This window comes from Natronosporangium hydrolyticum (genome assembly GCF_016925615.1).
Lineage (GTDB): Bacteria > Actinomycetota > Actinomycetes > Mycobacteriales > Micromonosporaceae > Natronosporangium > Natronosporangium hydrolyticum.
The window spans coordinates 4,686,893-4,708,614 of sequence record NZ_CP070499.1; the positions used below are offsets into that span (position 1 = coordinate 4,686,893).

General features: G+C 65.2%; 6 protein-coding genes. All 6 read right to left on the reverse strand.

What is annotated here, in order from left to right; genetic code table 11:
• Positions 1 to 23: 23 nt before the first annotated feature.
• From JQS43_RS21065 to JQS43_RS21090, 6 genes are read right to left on the reverse strand one after another with little or no spacing between them, the layout of a single operon-like run.
• A complete protein-coding gene (locus JQS43_RS21065; RefSeq protein ID WP_239676109.1) occupies positions 24 to 746 on the reverse strand; it encodes a thioesterase II family protein in 723 nt (240 codons plus the stop codon).
• 3 nt (positions 747 to 749) lie between these two features.
• Positions 750 to 1,940 (reverse strand): acyl-CoA dehydrogenase family protein, encoded by a 1,191-nt coding sequence (locus tag JQS43_RS21070; RefSeq protein WP_239676110.1) that lies wholly within the window; start codon positions 1,938 to 1,940, stop codon positions 750 to 752.
• On the reverse strand, positions 1,937 to 3,172 hold the full coding sequence (locus JQS43_RS21075) for an FAD-dependent monooxygenase (protein WP_239676111.1): 1,236 nt from the start codon (positions 3,170 to 3,172) through the stop codon (positions 1,937 to 1,939). The genes JQS43_RS21070 and JQS43_RS21075 overlap by 4 nt, the downstream gene beginning before the upstream one ends.
• The gene (locus JQS43_RS21080; protein ID WP_239676112.1) at positions 3,169 to 10,815 is read right to left on the reverse strand and encodes a non-ribosomal peptide synthetase; all 7,647 of its coding nucleotides are present in this window, start codon (positions 10,813 to 10,815) and stop codon (positions 3,169 to 3,171) included. Before JQS43_RS21080 ends, JQS43_RS21075 begins: the two co-directional genes overlap by 4 nt.
• A gap of 39 nt (positions 10,816 to 10,854) precedes the next feature.
• Positions 10,855 to 14,079 carry a non-ribosomal peptide synthetase gene (locus JQS43_RS21085; protein ID WP_239676113.1) on the reverse strand — a complete coding sequence of 1,075 codons (3,225 nt, stop codon included), beginning with the start codon at positions 14,077 to 14,079 and terminating at the stop codon, positions 10,855 to 10,857.
• 39 nt (positions 14,080 to 14,118) lie between these two features.
• On the reverse strand, positions 14,119 to 21,717 hold the full coding sequence (locus JQS43_RS21090) for a non-ribosomal peptide synthetase/type I polyketide synthase (protein WP_239676114.1): 7,599 nt from the start codon (positions 21,715 to 21,717) through the stop codon (positions 14,119 to 14,121).
• Positions 21,718 to 21,722: the final 5 nt, after the last annotated feature.

Consider the following 21,722-nt stretch of genomic DNA (forward strand, 5'->3'; position numbering starts at 1 on the left):
CTCTCGTTTCTGGACGACATAGACTAGTGCACATCGCTCGCTAGCGCGGCAAGCAGGTCATCGACGACCCCTGCCAACAAGGCATCGGTCTCGTGGTGCAGAAAAAAGTGGCCGCCGGGAAGGACTCGCACCGCGCAGTGTGCGCTGGTCTGCTCCTGCCACGGCGATAGGGTCGATACCTCGGCTTCCGGATCCGTCAGCCCACCGTAGACCGTCAACGGGCAACTCAACCGGGGTGTCGGCCGGTACCGATAGGTGTCAGCCGCCTCGAAGTCAGCCCGAATAATCGGCGCGAACAGCTCCAGAAGCTCCTCATTGGCGAGGATCTCTTCCGGGGTACCCGCCAGGTCCCGCAGTCGCCGCTTGAACTCGGGCATGGGCAGCTGGTAGTCGGTCTCCGGAGAAGGCGGCAGCTGCGGAGCACCGTGTCCGGAGACGATTACGTGGGCCGGAACCCGCCGATGCAGGTGCTCAAGGCGCCGGGCCAACTCAAAGGCGATCAGTGCCCCAAGGCTGTGCCCAAACAAGGCGAATGGACGATCCACTCGCGGTAGGACCGCCCCGAGTGCGTCATCGGTGAGTGCGTTTACCCGGGTCAACAACGGCTCGGCGATGCGCGCCCCGCGACCGGGCAGCTCCAGAGGTACTACCTGGATCGGCTCGGGGACGCGGTGCGCCCACTCACCATAGACCCGGGGAGCCGAACCACCGGCATAGGGAAGGCAGAAGAGCAGCAGGTCAGACATATGTCACTCCGCCGCCTGGTCGCTCGGTTGGCTCGGTCGTTGAAACTCGAGTGTGCTGTAGATCGTCCGAAACTGCATGTTGGAGGTTCCTTCATAGATCTTCCCGGCCTTTGCGTCCCGATAGAACTTCGCCACCGGGTAGTCCGAAACATACCCATTTCCTCCCAGCGTCTCTACCGATTGGCTCGCAGCCCGCTCGGCCACCTCGGCGGCGAAGTACTTGGCCATGGCTGCCTCCCGTAGTCGCTCTGCCGGAGCGCCGCCCCGCTGAATGAGCCGGGCTGTGTTGTAGAGGAGGGTTCGGGCTGCCGCGAGTTCGGCGGCGATCCTTGCCAACGGGAAAGAGACGCCCTGGAAGTCCCCAATTGGCTGGCCGAATTGATGCCGGGCCCCCGCGTAGCCGACAGCTGCCGCAAGCGCACCGTCGGCTAGGCCCACCTGCTGGGCGGCGATTCCAAGCTTCCCGATGGCGAGAGTCTCGGCTGCCAGCACTTCGCCGCCGCCCACGCCGCCCACCACGTCGGCTCGTTTGACCTTCACATCGGTGAGACGCACCTCGCAGGTTGCGCTCGCCCGGAGGCCGAGCTTCGTGATCGGCTCGCCGACTTCCACGCCGGTCAGCTCTCGCTCGACCAGGAAAGCGGTCAGACCTTGCCCATGCAGCTTCGCGAAGACGAGGAACAAGCCGGCCTCCCGGGCACTGCTTGTCCAGCACTTGGTCCCCGACAACCGGTACCCCGGCCCGTCTGGGTAGGCGGTGGTCTCCATCGCGAAGGCGTCGCTGCCGGCCGCTGCTTCGGAGATGGCGTAAGCGGCCACCGTGCGGGTTGCCAGCCGAGGCAGCTGCCGGCGTCGCTGGTCGCCGCTGCCATGCCGCAACAGTGCGCTGGCGACCAGTGCATTTTGCACATCGACCAGGACTGCCACTGAAGGATCCACCCGAGCCACTTCGGCGATCCCCAGCACAACCTGGAAGAGGTCACCGCCAACCCCGCCGTATGCGGCCGGAATCTCGATCCCCATCAGGCCGGCTTTGAACAGCTCTCGTAGCAGGTCGGGATCCACCTGGCCGGTCTCGTCCATGCTCCGGACCCGGGGTCCGATCGACCCAGCCGCGAAATCGGCCACGGTCGCTCGCCACCGCTCGTCGGCTGGCGGCAACCAGGTCAACGGCGCGGGCGTGTCGGTCGTCATGCTTCCCGGCTCTGTGCCGCCGCCGCCAGGGGCGTGTCCGCGGCCGTCAGCTCCGGAACCCGCTGCATCGTCCGCCACATTGGCTTCTCTGCCAAGGACAGGTAGGCGCGGGCAAGCTGCCGCATCATCCAACGCAGCAACACATTTGTGGGCTCGGGCGCTGTTGCCACCTGAACCGACTGCGCCCGCACCCACTTCACCCGATCGAACCGTCGCTGCTCATAATCGCGTAGTGCCGCTGGGAGCTGTCCCGGCGTCGAAAAGTCACGCGCGGCCAATGCGTCGGCCAGCACCACCGCGTCCTCGATCGCTTGGCAGGCCCCCTGCCCGAGATCATTAGGCATCGCGTGGGCGGCGTCGCCAAGTAACGTCACGAGACCCTCGCCCCAGTGCTGATGCCATTCGTGATACCAGATGTCCGTCCGAATGATCGCCTCGTCGGAGGTTCGGGCGACTCGGTCTCGGATCGCGGCCGGCATCACTCGCGCCAGCTCCATCGCCCGCGCTTGTTGCTGCCCGGGCTCATCCCGCTCGCCCGCGGGGGCCCGCACGGACAAGGTCCACGCCGCGCGGTCATCAGCGATCGGGTAGACCCCACCGCCGATACCGCTAGCGTCGTCCCGAAACAGCTGCGGCACCCCGGGCGGCAGATCCTTGGCGCCTTGAGCCACTCCCCGGTAAGTGGTGCGCCCGATGTAGCGCTCCGGGATCCGGCCATGCAACTGCCCGAGCACCGCCGACCGCACACCGTCTGCGCCGACCAACGCGGCCCCGACCACCGGCTGATCCGTGGTCGCCACTACAACGTGGTCCGGGGCGGTCTGATACCCGGTGACCCCGACACCGTAATTCACTTCGATGCCACGATCCCGGCAGGCCGACATCAAGATGTCGGCGAGGTCAAACCGCCCGATCGACAGGGACGGCAGGGCACCGGGATGAATGTGCTTGTTTGTAGAGAGGAGAAACCGTGGCCGCCCTTTCGCATCGTAGCTGTGGATGGCGTGGATCTGCTGGCTCCGAGCGAGCAGCTGCTTGGTCAGACCCAGCCAGCCCAGCGGGGTAGCTGCATTGCTCCACACCGTCAGCCCGCTGCCGGGCGCACCCAGAATGTCCTCCTCAGTGCGGCGTTCATACACGGCGACCGGGACTCCGTTGCGATGCATCGCCAGCGCCGCCGTAAGGCCACCGATCCCGCCCCCGGCGACGATAATCGGACGATCGAGGTTCATCGTTTCCTCCCGTCATTTGTCGGCCTCCCGTTGACCGGCGATGGGGTGGAAGGCGGTGATAGAAAACCGGTCGTAGTCATGGTGTCGACGTATCGGCCCAGCACCTCGGCGTCTACCACCGGCGGCGGGAGCTCTTCCCCAAGCAACCGCCGGGTGTTGGTGGTGTCGAAGACCGGTTCATCGGGGATGCCGTCGCCACTTTCGATCATCGGTCCGTAGACCATCGCCACCGGAGCAAGCCGATCATCGCCTTCTTCGAGGGCGGCGAGTACCGCCGCATACCACTCGGTCGGCGGAACCCGACGAGCCGGCCAACCGCGGCTGACGAGCACCTCCGCTAGCTCGGCGATCCTCACCTTGCGAGCCAGTGAGAAGTGGAAAGTACGGCCGTTGGACGCTCGGCGGCCAGCCAGCCGGCAGATCGCGGCTGCGAGGTAGTCGACCGGTACCAGGTCGGTTGCCATCCCCCGGTCAGGCACCAGCCCGGTCACGACACAGGCCCGAATCACCTGGCTCACCAGGTCATCCGTGCTACAGATGCCGGTATGCCGATCGCCGCCGATCCGGCCCGGCCGGTAGACCGCCACCGGCAGCCCACGACTCCGCGCCAGCGCCACAATTTTTTCGGCGACCCACTTGCTTTGTGCATAACCGCTGTCCTGCGGTGGGGGCGGATTGTCGGGCAGGTGTCCCTCGCACAGCCGGTCGGGGGCCAGGCCGGCTTCCTCGCCAGGCTCGGCGAGTCCGGCAAAAACTGACATGGTGGACACGTAGTGCACCGGGATCGGACGCTCCAGAGTCGCGAGCCGAAGAACCTCCACAGTGCCCTGGACGTTTACCTCCCGCAACATTGAGTATGGGCGAGAGAAGTCGACCAGCGCGCCGCAGTGATAGATCACATCAATCTGCCGGGCGAGCGCAACGAAGTCGCCCTCGGCAAGGCCAAATCGCAAGGCGCCCAGGTCACCCGCGATCGCACGTACGCGGCTCCGCCACTCCGGAGACCAACGGTGGAGCTCGGCCAGCCGCTGCTCCAGCCGCTGCTGCGCCTCGGCGTCATCGGCGCCACGGACCAGGCACCACACCGTCTCCCCGGAGGCGACCAGTTGTTCGACCAAGGAACCACCCAGGAAACCGGTGGCTCCGGTGACCAGGCACACCGAGGCGCCCGAGGGCCACTGAACCTGTCCAATCGGCTGAATGTCCGCGGGTAGCGAAACCTCGGCGTGTAGCGTCGCCGCATGCTCGGCCGCTGCCGTCGCCAGGTCGATCGCGCCGGCCTGGTCGAGATACTCAGCCAATGCCGCCACTTGAGGACGCTCGAACAGCACCCGGAGCGGTAGCTCGACACCCCAGAGTTGCCGGACCTTGGCATGCAACCGTGCCGCCAGCAGAGAATGCCCACCTAGGCTGAAGAAGTCGTCCTCGCGGCCGACCTGCTCGACCTTGAGAGCTTCCGCCATCAGCCGCGCCAGCCGTCGCTCAGTTCCGGTACGGGGCGCCACATAGGCGCGCCGAGTTCCGTGACTGTCCGGGGCTGGCAATGCCCGCCGGTCGACCTTGCCATTGGGGGTGAGCGGGAGCGTAGGGAGCACCACCACCGCAGCAGGAACCATGTACTGGGGCAGCCGTTCCTGGACCGCTTCCCGCACCTGCGCCGCCAACAGGTCCCGGGCCGGCAGCTCCGGACCTGCCTCGTCCGCTGCCGCCGGCTCCGAGGGCATCGTCACGTAGCCCACAATCCGCTGGTCGTTGGGGCTATCTTCGCGGATCGCGGCGACCGCCTCCGCTACCAGGGGATGGGTCCGCATCGCCGCTGCGATTTCGCCCAGTTCGATCCGGAAACCCCGCACCTTGACCTGGTCGTCAATTCGCCCGATGAACTCTAGGTTCCCGTCGGGCAGCCACCGCACGACATCGCCGGTGCGGTAGAGGCGCTCGTTGGTTCCGGGGTGCGTGAGAAAGGCGACCGCGGTCTGGTCCGGACGACGCAGGTACCCCCGCGCAAGGCCGGCTCCCCCGAGGTAAAGCTCGCCCGGCACCCCCACCGGGCACGGACGCAGCTCCGGGTCATAGACCCGCGCAATGGTGTTGACGATTGGTCGGCCAATCGGCGGGTGCCCGCCACCAACGATCTCATCGGTCACCGTCGAGAAGACGGTGCACTCGGTGGGGCCATATCCGATCAGGAACCTCTTCCGGCCGCCCCAGGCTTCGGCCACCTCAGCGGGACAGTCTTCGCCGCCGGAGCCAACCACCTCGACGGTGGGCAGGTGCTCCGGCGCTAGGTGGGCCAACAACGACGGAGGGATGAAGGTGAAGGTGACCCGCTGCCGGTTGATCAACTGTACGATTTCCACTCCGCCGGCCAGGTCCGCGGGCTCCGGAATCACCAACGGCGCTCCGCCAAACAGGGTGAACACCATTTCTAGCACCGACACGTCGAAGCTGAACGGCGCAAACTGCAGCACCCGACTCTCCGCATGAAGTCCTGCCAGATGTCGGGTCAGCCACAGATTCACCACCGAGCGGTGTTCCACGCACACTCCCTTGGGTGTGCCGGTCGAGCCCGACGTATAGATCACGTACGCCAAGTCGCCGGGCCCGCACCGGCGCGGCGGATTACTGGTCGGGTGGTCGACGGCTGGCTCGTCATCCAGCCGGATCACCCGTGCCTGAGGTGCCGAAATGCGGTCAGCGAAACGTCCCTGGGTCAACACCAACTCCGCGGCGGCATCCTCGATCAGCAGCGCAACTCGCTCGGGCGGGTAGCTCGGGTCGATCGGCAGGTAGGCGCCGCCGGCCTTGTGTACCGCCAAGACCGCCACGACCATCTCGACCGACCGCTCCACGACCACGGCGATCAGGTCGTCGGCACCGACGCCTGCATCGATTAGGAGGTGGGCGAGCTGATTCGCTCGTCTGTTGAGCTCAGCGAAGGACAGCTCCTGCTCGCCGTGAATCACCACCACTTGGTCCGGCCGTTCGGCCACATGCCGCTCGAACAAGTCGGGCAACGTAGACTGCGGAATCTCCTCAACCGGTCCTTGCGCCCACTGGGTCAGTAGCTCTGCCTCGGCGCGCGGCATCGACGGTAGACTACTGAGGGGACGATCCAGTTCACCGCCGATCTCCTCAAGCAACAGCTCCAGATGCGCTAGCATCCGCTCTACAGTCGATGAATCGAATATATCGGTGGCATACTCTGCCACCAGCCGCCAACCCCCGTGGACCTCCGGCACGACCGTGACCGTCAGATCAGTCTTGGCGACTCCGGGGTCGAATCGGATCGGTTCGGCGCGGAGCCCGCCAAAGGTCCGATGTGATGGTGGTGCCGGCTCCGCCATCGCAATGCCGACCTGCGCCAACGGTGTCCGTGACAGGTCGCGGGCTACTCCCAACCGCTCGACGAGTACATCGAATGGCGTATCGGCGTGTGCATAGGCGTCCAGACAGGTATCGCGGACCTGATCGAGCACGTCGGCCAGCGTCCGGGAGGTGGTCAGGTCGGCTCTAAGTATCAGGGTGTTGGCGAAGTATCCAACGACTTGCTCGGTGCTGGCCACCCGACCCGCGACCGGAGTAGCGACGCCGAAGTCACGTTGCCCGGAGTACCGGTGCAGCATCAGCTGAAAGCTGGCGACCGCCGCCATGAACGCGGTCGCGCCGCGTCCCCGCGCGTTTTCACTCAACCGACTGACCACCGACGCCGCAATCTCGCGGTGAAGCTGTCGGCCCCGGTAGCTCAGTGCCGGTGGTCGCGGACGATCTGTCGGTAGGTCCAGCACGGGGAGCTCTGACAGCCGTTCGACCCAGTAGGCGAGGTCAGCCGCGCCGGAGTCGTCTGCCAGCTGCCGCTCGTGTTCTGCCGCGGCGTCCGCGAACTGTATCGGCGATGTTGACCACTGTGGCTCGTCTCCCCCTAGCGCTTGCTCGTATGCCGAAACCAGGTCGCCGACGACGATCGTCGTGGACTGCTGGTCACCGATGCTGTGATGCATACTGAGCAGCAAGAGATGTTCGGTCTCCGCGATTCTGACCAGAGTCACCCGCACCAACGGCGGGTTGTCTAGGAAGAAGGGAACGGTCAGCCGCTCGTGCATAAGCACTTCAGCGGCGGCCGCCGGGTCCGCCACGTTCGCCAAGTCGACGAACTCTAGTGGTACGTGCAGATCCGGATGGACCACCTGGACGGGCTCACCGTCGTGGGCTTCGAAAGATGTTCGAAGCGCCTCGTGCCGGCCGACCACCGCCGCCCACGCCCGCTCGAGTCCCGCACGGTCCACCAGTCCGGTCAGTCGCACCGCGCCGGCCAGCAGGTAGGCTCCTGAGCTGTCCGGGTCAAGCTGGTGCAGGACCCACAGCCGTCGCTGGCCGGCAGATGCCGGCAGCTCGAACACCCCATCAGCGCGTGCCTGACGCGGCAGTCGTGGGGGAGTCTGCGCTGCCGACGCGCCCGTGGTCGGCGATGCCGCGAGCGCTGACGCCAGCGCCGCAACGGTAGGGTGATCGAAGACCATCCGGACGCCCGCCGCCACCCCGAGGCGTTCCCGGATCCGGCTGACCACCCGCGCGGCAAGTAGCGAGTGCCCGCCGATCTCGAAGAAGTCGTCGCTTACCCCCACCTGATCGATCCCCAACACCTGGGCAACGATCTCTGCCAAGGCACGCTCTTGTTCGCTGCGGGGGCCGACGTAGCCAACGCTGGCCAGATCGGCTTCGGGCTCCGGCAAACCTGCCCGGTCGAGTTTGCCGTTGGAGGTGCGCGGAAACTCGGTCAGCGTGACGTAGCTCCCGGGAACCATGTACTCCGGGAGCCGCCGCTGGCAAGCGGCGCGTAGCGCGGCTGGCACGGGAACGTCCGTGCCGTCGACCGGTATCACGTATCCGACGAGCCGCGGACCGGCTGGTGTGTTCTGTATCGAAGCAGCTGCATCGCGGACTTCCGGCAGCGCCCGTAACGTCGACTCGACCTCTGCCAGCTCGACTCGGTGGCCCCGGATCTTGACCTGTTGATCGGCCCGGCCAAGGTACTCCAGTGAGGAGCCGTCACGCCACCGAACGATATCGCCAGTACGGTAGACCCGCCCTCGATGAAGGCCTTCTGGGTGGACGACAAACCGTTGCCCGGTCAACTCCGGCTGCTGCCAATAGCCGACGGCGACCCCGACACCGCCGATCAGCAACTCACCGGGAACCCCCACCGGCACGCGGCGCAGTTGTTCGTCCACTACCAACAGCTCGGTGTTTGATATTGGTTGCCCAAGCGGGACCCATGGTTCACCACCGCGGATCCTAGCGGCCGTCGACCAGATTGTCGTCTCAGTCGGACCATATAGGTTCCAGACCGGAGCGCCGCCACCGGCTAGCGCGTTCGCCAGCTCCGGTGGGAGTGCCTCGCCACCGCACCAGATCCGCAGACCCGGGCCGGGCCGCCACCCGGCATCGAGCAGCATCTGCCAACTGGTCGGAGTCCCCTGCATTACGGTCGCGCCCGATTCAGCCAGGTAATCGGCGAGCGCGGCGCCATCGCCGGCCACGTCCCGGGGAACGACATCGACGCTGCCACCTACCCAGAGGGGGCCAAGAAGCTCAAGCCCGGCAATGTCAAAAGAGACGGTGGTGACCGCCGCGAAGTGGTCGTCAGCGCTCAGCCCTGGCCGCTCCGCCATGCTTGCGAGCAGGTTCAGCAGATTGCGATGAGAAACCGCCACGCCTTTGGGTACCCCGGTGGAGCCCGATGTGTAGATGACATAGGCGATACCATCAATCGGATTTTCGGGTACCGGTGTCGGGACCTCCCCCTTCGGTACCAGCCGATCGGCTACCTCACCAGCTAGAGCCGCTGCCAGCGGCATACGGTGAGGTCCGGCAGCGGGCATCGGGTCATCGCCTGCACCGGTAACTATGAGCGTCAGGCCGCTGTCCTCGATCATCCGCTCCAGCCGCGGCGCGGGCAGTGCCGGATCGAGCGGCACGTACGCCGCTCCGCAGCTCATCACTGCGAGCAATGTGGCGGGCAGATCACGGTCGCGAGGCAGTGCCACACCTATCCGCTGGCCGGGCTGAACCCCTGCTGCCCGCAGCGCGCCAGCGATCCGATCTGCATGGTCGACCAGTTCGCCGTAGCTCAACGTCCCGGAACACCCCCGGACCGCCTCCCGGCACGGATCTAGCCGAGCATGCGCCCGGACCACCTCGGGCAACATCTGGTTCGGCACTGCTGTTTGGGTGCCGGTGCCGAGCGCCCGCAGTCGAGCGGTCTCCTCAGCATCCAACAACGACACGGCCGAGACCCGCTGCTGCGGGTCCGCTGCCACTGCAGCGAGGAATTTTGCCACGTGTTCCAGCAACCGCTCGGCCGTGGCCCGCTCATAGAGCGACCGGTTGTACTCCGCGGTCAGCACAAGCCCGCCAGCGGCTTCCGGAATTGACGTGACCACCAGGTCAAACTTGGCGGTATGGGGGTCGACACGGAACAGTTCGGTACTCAGCTCAGTCGCGGACAACGACGGCAGCGGATTCTGGTTCGCCACAAACATGACCGAGAACAGCGGACTCCGAGCCAGATCGCGAGCCGGGCGCAGCCGCTCGAGGACTCGTTCGAAGGGAACCTCGGCTCTCGCGTAGCCAGCCAGGCACTGGTCACGGGTACGCGAAAGCAAGGTGCTGAAGGTCGGATCTCCAGCTAGGTCGGCCCTTATCACCAGGTTGTTGACGAAGAACCCGATGAGCGACGCCAGTCCGGGTGACTCACGTCCGGACACCGGGGTACCGACACCAAAGTCCTTCTGGCCGCTGTGCCGACCTAGCACCGCCGTCAACGCCGCCATCAAGGTCATGAACAAGGTTGCGTTGTGTTCCCGAGCCATCGCCTCGAGCCGGGTCAACAGCTCGACGGGCAGCTGCCTGGAGACGGTCGCACCCTCGAAGGTCTGGGCGGCCGGGCGGGTCCGGTCAGTAGGCAGCTCTAACGGCGGAAGCCCGGCAAGTCGTTGCTGCCAGTATGACAGTTGCTCGGACTCCTCCTCGCCACCGATCCAATCCCGTTGCCAGGCCGCGAAATCCCCGTACTGAATCGGCAACTCTGGCAGCTTCAGCTCGGTTCCGGCCAGCAACGCGTCGTAGCTCGCGAGCAGCTCCTGCACGAAGAGACCACCGGAAAGCTGATCATAGATGGCGTGGTAGAAGGCTGCGACCAGCACATGGTCGTCGTCAGCCAACCGGAACAAGCGAGCTCGGAATAGTGGTGCTCGGGAGACATCGAATGGGGAACGGACGAAGCCCCGGATTTGGTCGGCAAGGGCGGAACTGATCTGCTCGGTGGTGGCCCCGGCCGGCACTCCGGTGACCGTCTCGACCTCGATCGGCACGCTCAGTTCCGGCACGACGGCCTGCGCCGGCTCCCCATCGACATCGATAAACTGGGTTCGCAACGGCTCGTGGCGGGCCACCAACACATCGAGCGCACGCTGGAGTACGGACCGGTCGAGCCGCCCTCGCATCCGCAACGCGCCATGCTCTATATACGCGGCATTACTGGCGGGCTCAAGCAGATCGAGAAACCACAGCCGGCGCTGCCCGTAGGAGGCCGGCAGCAAGTACGCGTGCTGGTTCGATCCGGCCGCTGCGGCTAGGGTCATCCGAAGCTCCTTCAGTATCGGGCGAGCGTGTCTGCCGGGTCACAGCCGTTGCGCGACTCGGGGCTGCCGGACAATACGGCGATCTGCGGCTGCGCCGGTCGTGCCATCGTCGATCGCGGCGGCGAGTCCGGCCAGGGTGGGACGCTCGAACAGGGTTCGCACCGGTACCTCTACCCCGTGCTCGGCCCGGAGTTTGAAGACCACCCTGGTGGCGAGCAGCGAGTGCCCGCCGAGGGCGAAGAAATCGTCCTGACAGCCGACCTTGTCGATGCTCAACAGCTCTCGCCAGACTGCGGCGACCGCCTCCTCCGTAGCGGTACGGGGAGCGATGTACTCCCCGGCCAGTTCTGGTCGGACCCCGTCCAAGCCCGGCAAGGCGGCATGGTCGATCTTGCCATTGGCGGTCACCGGGTACGAGTCCAGCAACATGATCCGGGAGGGGAGCATGTAGTCCGGCAGCGTCCCCCGGGACCATTCCCGCAACTCAGGTTCGGAGGGCTGATGACCGTCGGCGGCCACGAGGTAAGCCACCAGTCGCCGATCTCCTGCCACCTCGAGCAGCTGGACAACCGCGTCCGCTACATGCGGATGCTCTCGAAGCACTGATTCGATCTCTCCCAGCTCGACCCGGAAACCGCGAATCTTCACCTGCCGATCGGCCCGGCCAAGAAACTCCAGCTCGCCCTCGTCGGTCCACCGGGCGAGGTCTCCAGTCCGATACATCCGGTGGCCGGGCTCTCCGGCGTAGGTGTCATAGGAGAAGTGTTGATAGGTGAGCTCGGGCTGGTTGTGGTATCCCTGGGCCACCCCGGGACCCGAGATAAACAGCTCCCCCGTCATTCCGGGCGGCACCGGCATCATCCGGGCATCAAGCAGGTATGTCCGCAGATCGGGCAACGGCCGTCCGATGTTACTGCGGACCGCCCCGGCCGACTCGTCGGCCCGGATTCGATGGTAGGTCGCGTAGACCGTCGATTCGGTTGGACCGTACATGTTGACCAACCAGGGGTGCTCATCGCCGTAGTGCGCGAACCACGGATCCAGCAGCCCGACGTCGAGGTACTCACCCGCAAGCACGACATACTTCAAGGCCAGATCGTCCCGCTCAGCGCCTACCGCCGCGGCGATCAGCGGCCGGAAAGCCGACGGGGTCTGAGCCAGAACGGTTACCTTCGCCGCAGCCAATGTATCCAGTAGCTCGTCGGGATTACGTACCACCTCGAACGGCACCGTTACCAGCCGGCCACCGTAGGCGAGCGCGGCCCACATCTCGAAGACCGAGACGTCGAAGCCGTAGGAGTGGCACATAGCAACAACGTCGTCGGGGCCTAGCGGCAACCGCTGTTCCACGCTGGTGAGCAGTCGGGTCACATTGCCGTGGCTAACTATGACGCCCTTTGGCCGGCCGGTCGTACCCGAGGTGTATAGAAGGTAGGCGAGGTCGTCAGGGCCGAGAGCGAACTCCGGCGCCTCAGTCGGCTGTGCGGCCAACGCCTGCGCGTCGCGATCCAGGTCAACCACCGGCCCCGCCACCGTCGGCGCCTGGCCCGCCGCGCCACTGTGGGTCACGAGGGCAACGGCCCCGGCATCACCAAGGATGTATCGCATGCGCTCTGGCGGGTGGCCGAGATCAAGCGGCACATACGCGGCACCCGCAGCGAGGACCCCCAGCACGCCGACGACAAGATCCGCCGAACGCTGCAAGCACAACCCCACCCGGTCGCCCCTACCCACACCGAGTTCTCGCAACTGATGGGCGAGTTGGTAGGCCCGGTGCGCAAGCTCGGTATAGGTAACCGACTTCTTCCCCTCCACTACCGCCACCGCCGTCGGCGCCGCTGCAACCTGAGCTGCGAAGACTTCCGGCAGCGTGGTGGCGGCCGGTTGCGGCTCGGTGATGTTCCAGTCGTCGATGACCAGTTGCCACTGCTCTGGCGGCATGATGTCGATCTCACCCAACCGCAGCTCGGGGTAGCGTGCCATGTTTACCAAGGTGGCGGTGAACTGCTCCACCAGCCGCTGCATGGCCGCCCTGGTGAACCGGGTTTGGTCGTACACAAGCCGAGGCTCGGGGGTAGCGTCGCCAGGCATCACCAGCATCGTCACCGGGAAGTGCGGCCTTCCGTCGTAGGTGGATTCGGTGATCAGGACATCGGCGAGCCGCAGATCCGGCACCGGCACATTCTCGAAGGCAAGGTCAAACTCAAAGAGCGGCCGGTCGCCAGGCAGGTCGGCGAGACGGCGCAAGTCGGGCAGAGAGATGTCGGCGTGCTCGCGGGACTGAGCCATCCCGGTCTGCAGTTCTTGCAACCACGTGATCAGATCAGCGCCATCGTCGACCTTCGCCCGGACCGGCATGGTCGCGAGCATCGGTCCCATGATCTGTTCCGCGCCGGCCAGACTCGCGGGCCGTTGGGTACCGGTAGAACCCACCATGACGTCGTCCCGGCCCAGATATCGGCTGAGCAGCACCATCCAGGCCCCCTGCATCACGGTGTTCAGCGTCAGGCCGTTCTCGCGGGCGAACTCCCCAAGCTCCGGCATGAGCTCGCCGAGCTCGGGAGTCGGCAGGAAGACATGCGTTGGTTCGTCTGGGGAAAGCTCCGCCGAGGGGGCGGTCCCGACCTCCCAAGCGTCCGGCACCTGGTAACCGGCCAAGTACTCACGCCAGTACTGCTCGGTTTCGCTTCGGTTCTGCTCGTGCCACCACGTCAGATAGTTGCGGTATGGCTGAGCGGGGGCCAAGGACGGCTCCGCACCTGTGGCATAGGCAGTGTAGATCTCCGCGAGTTCCGCGAAGACCAGACCAAAAGACCAGCCGTCCATCAGCAGGTGTGAGAAGCTCCAGTAATACTGCCAACGCTGGTCCGAGAACTGGACCAGGCGGCCACGCATTAACGGCACCCGGTCGTACTCGAAGCCCGCCATCCGGTCACGGTGGGTCAGCTCTTCGTGGCGGCGCTGCTGCTCCTCGGGGTTGGCATCTCGCCAGTCCAGAATCTCGATACCGAAGCTGACCTCCCGGTGAACCACCTGTAACGCTCGATCGACGCCTTCCCAATGAAAGGTCGTCCGGAGAATCGGGTGCCGATCGACAATGGTCTGCCATGATCGACAGAACGCATCGACGTTGAGGGTCCCCTCTAGGGTCAGCGTGACCTGCTCCACGTAGATCCCCGAGCCCGGCGAGAACAAGCTGTGGAAAAGCATCCCTTCCTGCACCTGGGAGAGCTCGTAGATATCCTCAATGTTCTCTTGTCGCATGTGCTCAGTGCTCCTTTCCAGCAGGCTGGTGTTAATGTTCTAGCTCGCGGGGCCGGAGGTAGTCCTGCCGGTGACTGCAGCGAGGAAGGTGGCTAGGTCGTCGGAGCTCAGCCCGGACCGTGGAAAGTCGCTCGGACTCACCGCTCCGGACATATCTTCGTGCAACTTCCTCGTCACGTGCCCCAGCGCTTCGCGAAGGGCGTCGACGAACGAACTCGACTCCTGATGACCAGCCGGGTATGTAACCTGAAGATGCAGTCTCCCCCCGACGAGGTAGGAGTCGATAGTCAGTGGACGAAGCGGGCTACTCATCACCGGCAGGCCTGCTTCCCGAGCAATAAACGGATCGACGCCACCATCAAACTCGCCGAAGTGCCGCAGGAGCAGGCCGCAGTTGGCCGGAAGGGATGGCTCAGGGTCGCGATAAGCATCCTTGACGGCAGCAACCAAGGCTGCCACGTCGGTTTCACAGCTGTTCAGCGGTAGTGGCCCGAGCCAAGACAATGGACCCACCGTGGCGGCGCCACCGGCCAACCCGGCGGCGCGGAGGTCGCGTTCCGCCTCGGCGACTACCGGCCCGGTCACTCCCAGGCGGTTCAGAGCGATCGCCACCGCCACCGCCACCAGCTCCGGGGGTTTTAGCCGGTGCTGCTGCAGGGCCGCCTCGAGCATCTCTCGGCTCGTGGCCGGGTCAAGGGAGACCACCGTTCGCTCGCGCGTAGCTGCCGGGTCCGAGTCGTCCAGCCACAAGGTTGAACCCGGTGGCAGCAGCACTGGCCCGGCGGAGGCTGCCCCCTGCTCTGGCGAGGCGAACCCTTGCTCGCTGCCTGATCCGGGTGCCGGCGTGCAGGCAGCGGATTGGCTGGTGAGCAGCGCCCGCAGGTCCCCGTCGCCCACCTGCGCTGAGGTAGGCACGGTCGCTCCTGAACCGGTCACCGCGGCGAGCAGTTCGGGGTACAGAATCTCCCAGGAGGCTGCGTCGACCACCAACGCGCTCACAACCCAGGCCAGCCAGCAGCCCTCCGCTCCGAGGTCGAAGATAGTCGCTTTCACCGTCGGTCCGGCTACCGGATCGAGTTCACTGCTTAGGTCGCTGAGCATGTGCCGCATTGCCGACCAACGCTGCTCTTCGGGCAGACCACTCAGGTCAACTAGCGGCGCCGGCTCCTCGTCCTCCTCCACTGGAATCAGCTGCTGACTTGACTCCGGGCCAGCCAGCCCCAGTCGTAGTCGCAGCGCTGGGTGCCGCGCGATCAATCCGGCCGGAGCAGCCGCCGCCTGCTCCGGAGTAGCGACCGCCAACAGAAGCTGATGGGCGGGGCCGCTGCCCTGTTCGGACAACTCCGACAGCAAGGCCTGCTGATACCCGGTGATCGGCAGTCGCGCGGAGTCGCTCGCGCCAGTGCCGGCGCGAGCGGCCACCGCCTCCGCAAGCGCAGCGACGGTCGGCTGAGCGAACAGGTCGGCGGGAGTGATATCGACCCCTTCGGAACGCAACAGGTTGACGATCTGGATGCCGGTAATCGAGTCCCCACCGATGGCGAACAGGTTGTCTTCGGGCCGGACGTCGCTCTTTGAGAGAACCTGCCCCATGACCCGAACGAGTCTCTCGGCAATCGGAGCAGCGCTGTCGCTGAGCGCACCGGCCGTCTCGGTCGCCGCTGGTCGCGATTCGTCGGTGGCCGCTCGCTTGGCGAGTTCGTTGCGGTCTACCTTGCCATTGACAGTCAGCGGTAGCCGGTCGACGACATGTAGCGCGGAAGGAGCCATATAGGACGGTAGCTCGTGCCCTGCGTGTGCGGTGACCTCCGCGAGCACATGGGACGGATCACGTCCGGTATCGGTCGGCACCACGAAGCCCACCAACCGTCGACCCCGACGCCCACCCACCGCCACCACCACCACCGCCGACACCCCCACACACCGCCCCAACACAACCTCCACCTCACCCAACTCAATCCGAAAACCACCCACCTTCACCTGAGAATCCTCACGCCCCAAAAACTCCACATTCCCATCAGCCAACCACCGACCAAGATCACCCGTCCTATACAACCGCTCCCCCGACAACGGATGCACCACAAAACGCTCCGCCGAACGCACCACATCCCCCCAATACCCCTCCGCCAACCCCACCCCACCAATAAACAACTCACCAACCACCCCAACCGGACAATCCTCCCACCGATCATTCAACACATAAATCCGCTGACCCGCCAATGGACGCCCATACGGAACCGACTCCCAACCCGCACCCACCTCACCCACCTCATAAAAAACCGACCAAATACCCGCCTCCGTCGCCCCACCCAACGACACCACCCGACACCCCGAAACCACCGAACGCCACCGACCCGGCAAATCCAAACCAATCCAATCACCCGACCACAACGCCAACCGCACCGAATCCAAACCACCCTCCCCACCCCCCGACTCCACATGCGCCACCATCATCTCCGCCAACGCCGGCACACTATTCCACACCGTCACACCATGCCCCGAAACCAACTCCAACCAATGCCCCGGATCACGAGAAGAACCACGCCGCGGCAACACCAAACGACCCCCCACACCCAACACCCCAAACACATCCCACACACTCAAATCAAAACTCAACGACGACAACCCCAACACCACATCATCCGCACCCACACCAAACCGCGAACACACATCAACACACGTATTCAAAGCCGCCCGATGCGACACCGCCACACCCTTCGGAACACCCGTCGAACCCGACGTGAAAATCACATAAGCAACATCAGACGAAACCGCCGGCGACACCTCCACCGGACCCTCCCGATCACACACCTCATCCACCCGCAACACCCCCACACCACCAGGCCACACCACATCCCCATCACCCCCCGCACACAACACCCACCCACACCCACCCGCCGACAACAACTCACCCCTCCGCGCCACCGGCAAATCCACATCCACCGGCAAATACACACCACCCGCCAACAACACCCCCACCACCGCCACCACCTGCTCCACCGACTTCGACACCCCCACCGCCACCACATCACCCCGCCCCACACCAACCTCCCGCAAACCCCGAGCCACACCCGACGCCCACCCCACCAACTCCCCAAACGTCAACACCCCACCATCAGCCGACACCACCGCCACCCGACCCGGATCCCGCAACCCCCACCCCACCAACCCATCCACCAACAACCCCTCCGGCACCACCCCATCCGTCGCATTCACCCCCGACACCAACTCCCCCAACCCAACCGGCACCAACCCACCAACCCCCACACCCCAACCAGCCTCATCCACCAATTGCCGCACCAGGCATTCAAACATGTCAAACATCTGGTCGAGCATGCCTTCGGGGAATGTCTGCCGAGCAGCATGCCAGCTTAGACGGACCCCATCCGCAGTTTCCAGCAGAGCGAAGTCCAGCCAGACCTGCGGTGTCTGCGCAAGCTCGTGAACCATGTCGCCGACCCAACCAAACCAGGTCTCGTCGCCAGGCTCGCTATCTTGGACAATGGTGCTAGTGAAAACGATCGGTGCGACAGCGTCGCCGCCTCCACCCTTCTCTCGAGCGATCTCTCGCAGCACCTCCACCCCGCTAAAGTAGCGATGCTCAAGATCTGCCCAGCTCTGCTCCTGCAACCGCCGGGCGAGTGAGACCAGATCCCCGTCAACCTCAAGGTCAACAGGTAGCAAATCGAAGGAAGCAAACTCGCCCACGAGGTCAGCCACGTGTTCGTGGAACGGGAGCCGGTTAATGACCGTGACGTTCAAACTGAATTGAGCCGACCGACTCCACCGACCGACGACCAAGGCGTAAGCTGCCAGCATCACGGCCGACGGAGTTAATCCCAACGCACCGGACCGTTCAGTAACCCGACGCCAGGCTGCCGCGTCCAGCCGCAGGTCGAAAGATATCGGCTCCCGCTGTTCCCCCGGATCGGGCGATGACAGTACCGGCAGATCCGGCCGTGGCGGCAGCACCGCGATCCGCTCCCGCCAGTAGTCACGGGCTCGATCGTAGAGTGGCGTCTGCCGCATTTTCTCCAACGCCAGCACGTAGTCCCGATAGCTGATCTGGAGCGGACGTAAAGTCTCCCCCTGATACAGTTTACGCCAATCACGGGAGATCAATCGAATACTGCCGATGTCGGCGATCAAAAGGTCGAAGCCAAGGTGGATTCGAGTTCGCCCGTCGGGAAGCCGGGTCGCCCGGACATCGAACAACGGCCACTCGTCCACCGATCTCATGTGGCCGGTGAGCTCCTCCCGGACTGCTGCAAGGCTGGTCGCCGCCTCCCCCGTCTCCGCTGAGCTGAGATCCAACGTTTGGATGCGGTACCGACCAACGTCGCTCAACACGCGCTGCCGGCCATCGGGGAGAACGATCGCGCGCAGCATCTCATGTCGGTGGATCACTGCCTGCCAGGTGTCCTCAAGCCGCTCGAGGTCGATGTCCTCGGCATCAATCTCCCAGTAGACGTGTGCCGCGACGTTGCCGCCTTCGAAGTTGCCAAGTCGGCCAATCCACTGCGCCTGTTGGATTTCAGTCAGCGGGAAAGGCTCGGATATGTTTGCCGGGTCCGGCACTGCCTGGGGCAACTCGGACAGCAGATCGCCGCCCGCGGCGGTCGCCTCGGTGGGACCGCTCTGCGCCTGTGCCACCAGGTCTGCCAGATCCGCCACGGTGGGCGCGGCGATCAATTCACGCAGGGTAAGCGGGACGCCAAACGCATCCTTGACTCGGGTCACCATCTTTGCCGCCAAGAGCGAATGTCCGCCGAGCTCGATGAAGTTGTCGCGCCGGCCTACCGGTGCTACTCCCAATAGCTCTTGCCAAACGCCGGCGATCAATCGTTCCCGGTCGTCCAGTGGCGGCGTGTACTCCGTACTCACCGGTGGACGCGCGGTTGCCGCCCCCGCGGTCGAGGTAGCGTCGGCGTTCTCCGCGATCTCGATGGCCTCGATACCGGAACGGCTCTGGTTATTTCCCGATGGTGCAGCCGGTGCAACCCAGTAGCTGCGACGTTGGAACGGATACGTCGGCAGCGCGACCCGGCACGCCTCGGGCGCGACCGGGAAGGCGGCATCGTCCAGCTCGACACCGTTGGCCCACAGGCGGGAAAGCAACGACAGCGAGCCCGCACTTTCCTCCGCCTCGTCCATAGCCGCGACGGTGGGAACCCGCCGGTTGCCCTGGTTAGCCAAGGCTTGCAGCGTCCGCCCAGGGCCAACTTCGATCAGCACGATTCCCGCTTGCTCGGTGAGCCTGTCCAGCGCCTCGGCGAACCGGACCGGCTGCCGGACGTGCCGTGACCAGTACGCAGGATCGATTGCCTCCTCCGGTGTGCTCCATCGCCCGGTGAGGTTCGAGAGATACGGGATACTGGGCTGCTGCTTGGGTAGGTCCGCCACCACTTTCCGGAACGGGTCTACCATCGGCTCCATCATCACCGAGTGAAAGGCATGGGATGTCCGCAGCCGTTTACACGGCACATAGAGCTGACTCATTTCCGCTTCGAGCGCGTTGATGGCGGAAGTCTCTCCGGAGAGCACGCACAGCTCCGCAGCGTTGATCGCGGCGATCGACACCGACGGCGGGAGCTGCTTCTGCAGCTGCTCCGCCGGGAGCGCTACTGACAGCATCGATCCATGGGGCAGCTGCTGCATCAGCCTGCCACGTTCGGCGACTAGCGCGAGTGCGTCATCTCGAGTGAATACGCCGGCGACACAGGCTGCCACGATCTCCCCCACGCTGTGGCCGATCATCGCCTCCGGCTTGACCCCCCACGAGTCGAGCAGCCGCACCAGGGCGTACTCCACCGTGAAGAGCGCTGGCTGGGCAAACTCGGTCCGCTCTAACTGCTCCGCGGCGGCCGGCTCAGCTCCCGCCGGCGGGAACAGCAGTGCTCGCAGATCGAGTCCGAGCAAAGGCGTAAGGAAGCGGGCGCAGGCGTCTACCTCGTCCCGAAACGCTGGCTCAGACTCGTAGAGGTGTGCGCCCATACCCGGACGTTGACTACCCTGACCAGGGAACATAAAGGCTACTCGCGGTCGCATCGGAGCGACCCCGGCCGCGAGCGATCCCGGCTCCTTCCCCCGGAGCGCCATCGCGGCCGCGCCCGAAGAGTCCGCGATGACTGCACGGCGGTGCGCCATCGCCTGGCGCCCCACACGCAGGGTATATGCGGCGTCGGCCAGCTCCGGCGCGGCCGGGCTCTCGAGCGCGTCGGCGAGTGCGGCGGCGGCGGCCGTGAGCGCTTCCGCAGTCTGCGCAGAAACGGTAATCAAGTGCGACCCGCCTGGTGGCTGCCGCCGGGGCTGCAGGGTCGGCGGCTCCTCAAGGACGACGTGGGCGTTGGTGCCTCCCATGCCGAATGAGGAGACCCCGATCCTCCTCGGTACGTCGCCGCCGGGAGCCCAGTCGCGCACCTCGGTATTGACAAAGAACGGGGTCTCCGAGAAGTCGATCTCCGGATTGGCCGTGGTGAAATGAAGATTGGGTACGAGCTGTCCGTGCTGGATCTGGAGGACCGCCTTGATCAGGCCAGCTACTCCGGCCGCAGTATCAAGGTGGCCGACGTTCGACTTGACTGAGCTGAGCGCACAGTACTGGCGTCGGTCGGTACGAGCCCGGAACGCTCGCGTGAGTGCGGCCACCTCGATCGGGTCACCGAGTGGTGTCGCTGTACCGTGCCCCTCGATCGCGGTCACTGTCGCCGGCTCGACACCAGCCAGACCTAGTGCGGTACTGATCGCACGGGCCTGACCAGCCATCCCGGGGGCGGTATAGCCCACCTTGTTTGCGCCATCATTGGTTACCGCCGACCCCTTAACGACTGCGAGTACCCGGTCGCGATCCGCTAGCGCGTCGGAGAGCCGCTTCAGCGCGACAACTCCTACGCCGCTACCAAAGAGGGTGCCTGTGGCCGACGCGTCGTACGGGCGGCAGTGTCCATCCGACGAGAAGATCATGCCTTCCTGCCACAGGTAGCCAGACGGTTGCGGCAGGCGCACCGCGACCCCCCCTGCCAGCGCGATCCTGCAGTCGCCATCAAGTAGGCCCTGGCATGCAAGGTGGATCGAGACCAGCGACGAAGAGCAGGCGGTCTGCACTGCGACCGACGGCCCTCGGAGACCCAACTTGTACGACACGCGACTTGCCAAGTAGTCCTTGTCGTTGGTCACCAGAAGCTCCAGCGTGTCCGCGATGGATGCTTCACTACGGCCTGCCAGCAGGTGGTGGAGGAGATAGGTCGAGAGCGCGGCGCCGGCATAGACGCCCACATCATCGACGCGCCCGCCGGGGGCATAGCCAGCGTCCTCGAGCGCCTGCCAACTACATTCGAGGAAGAGCCGCTGCTGTGGGTCGATGAGAGCCGCCTCGCGGGCTGGATAGTTGAAAAGGTGAGCGTCGAACAAGTCGACGTCAGGCAGGACCGGCGCGGCCGCGACATAGTGTGGATTGGCCAGCAACTCAGCCGGCACGCCGGCAGAGAGCAACAGCTCCTGGTCGAATCTCGTGATCGACTCCACCCCGTCACGGAGGTTGCGCCAGAATTCCGGCAACGTAGCGGCGCCGGGGAAGCGGCCGGCCATACCGATAATTGCGATTTCACTGCCGGTGCCGGCGTCGGCGGTTTGGCTCATGACGC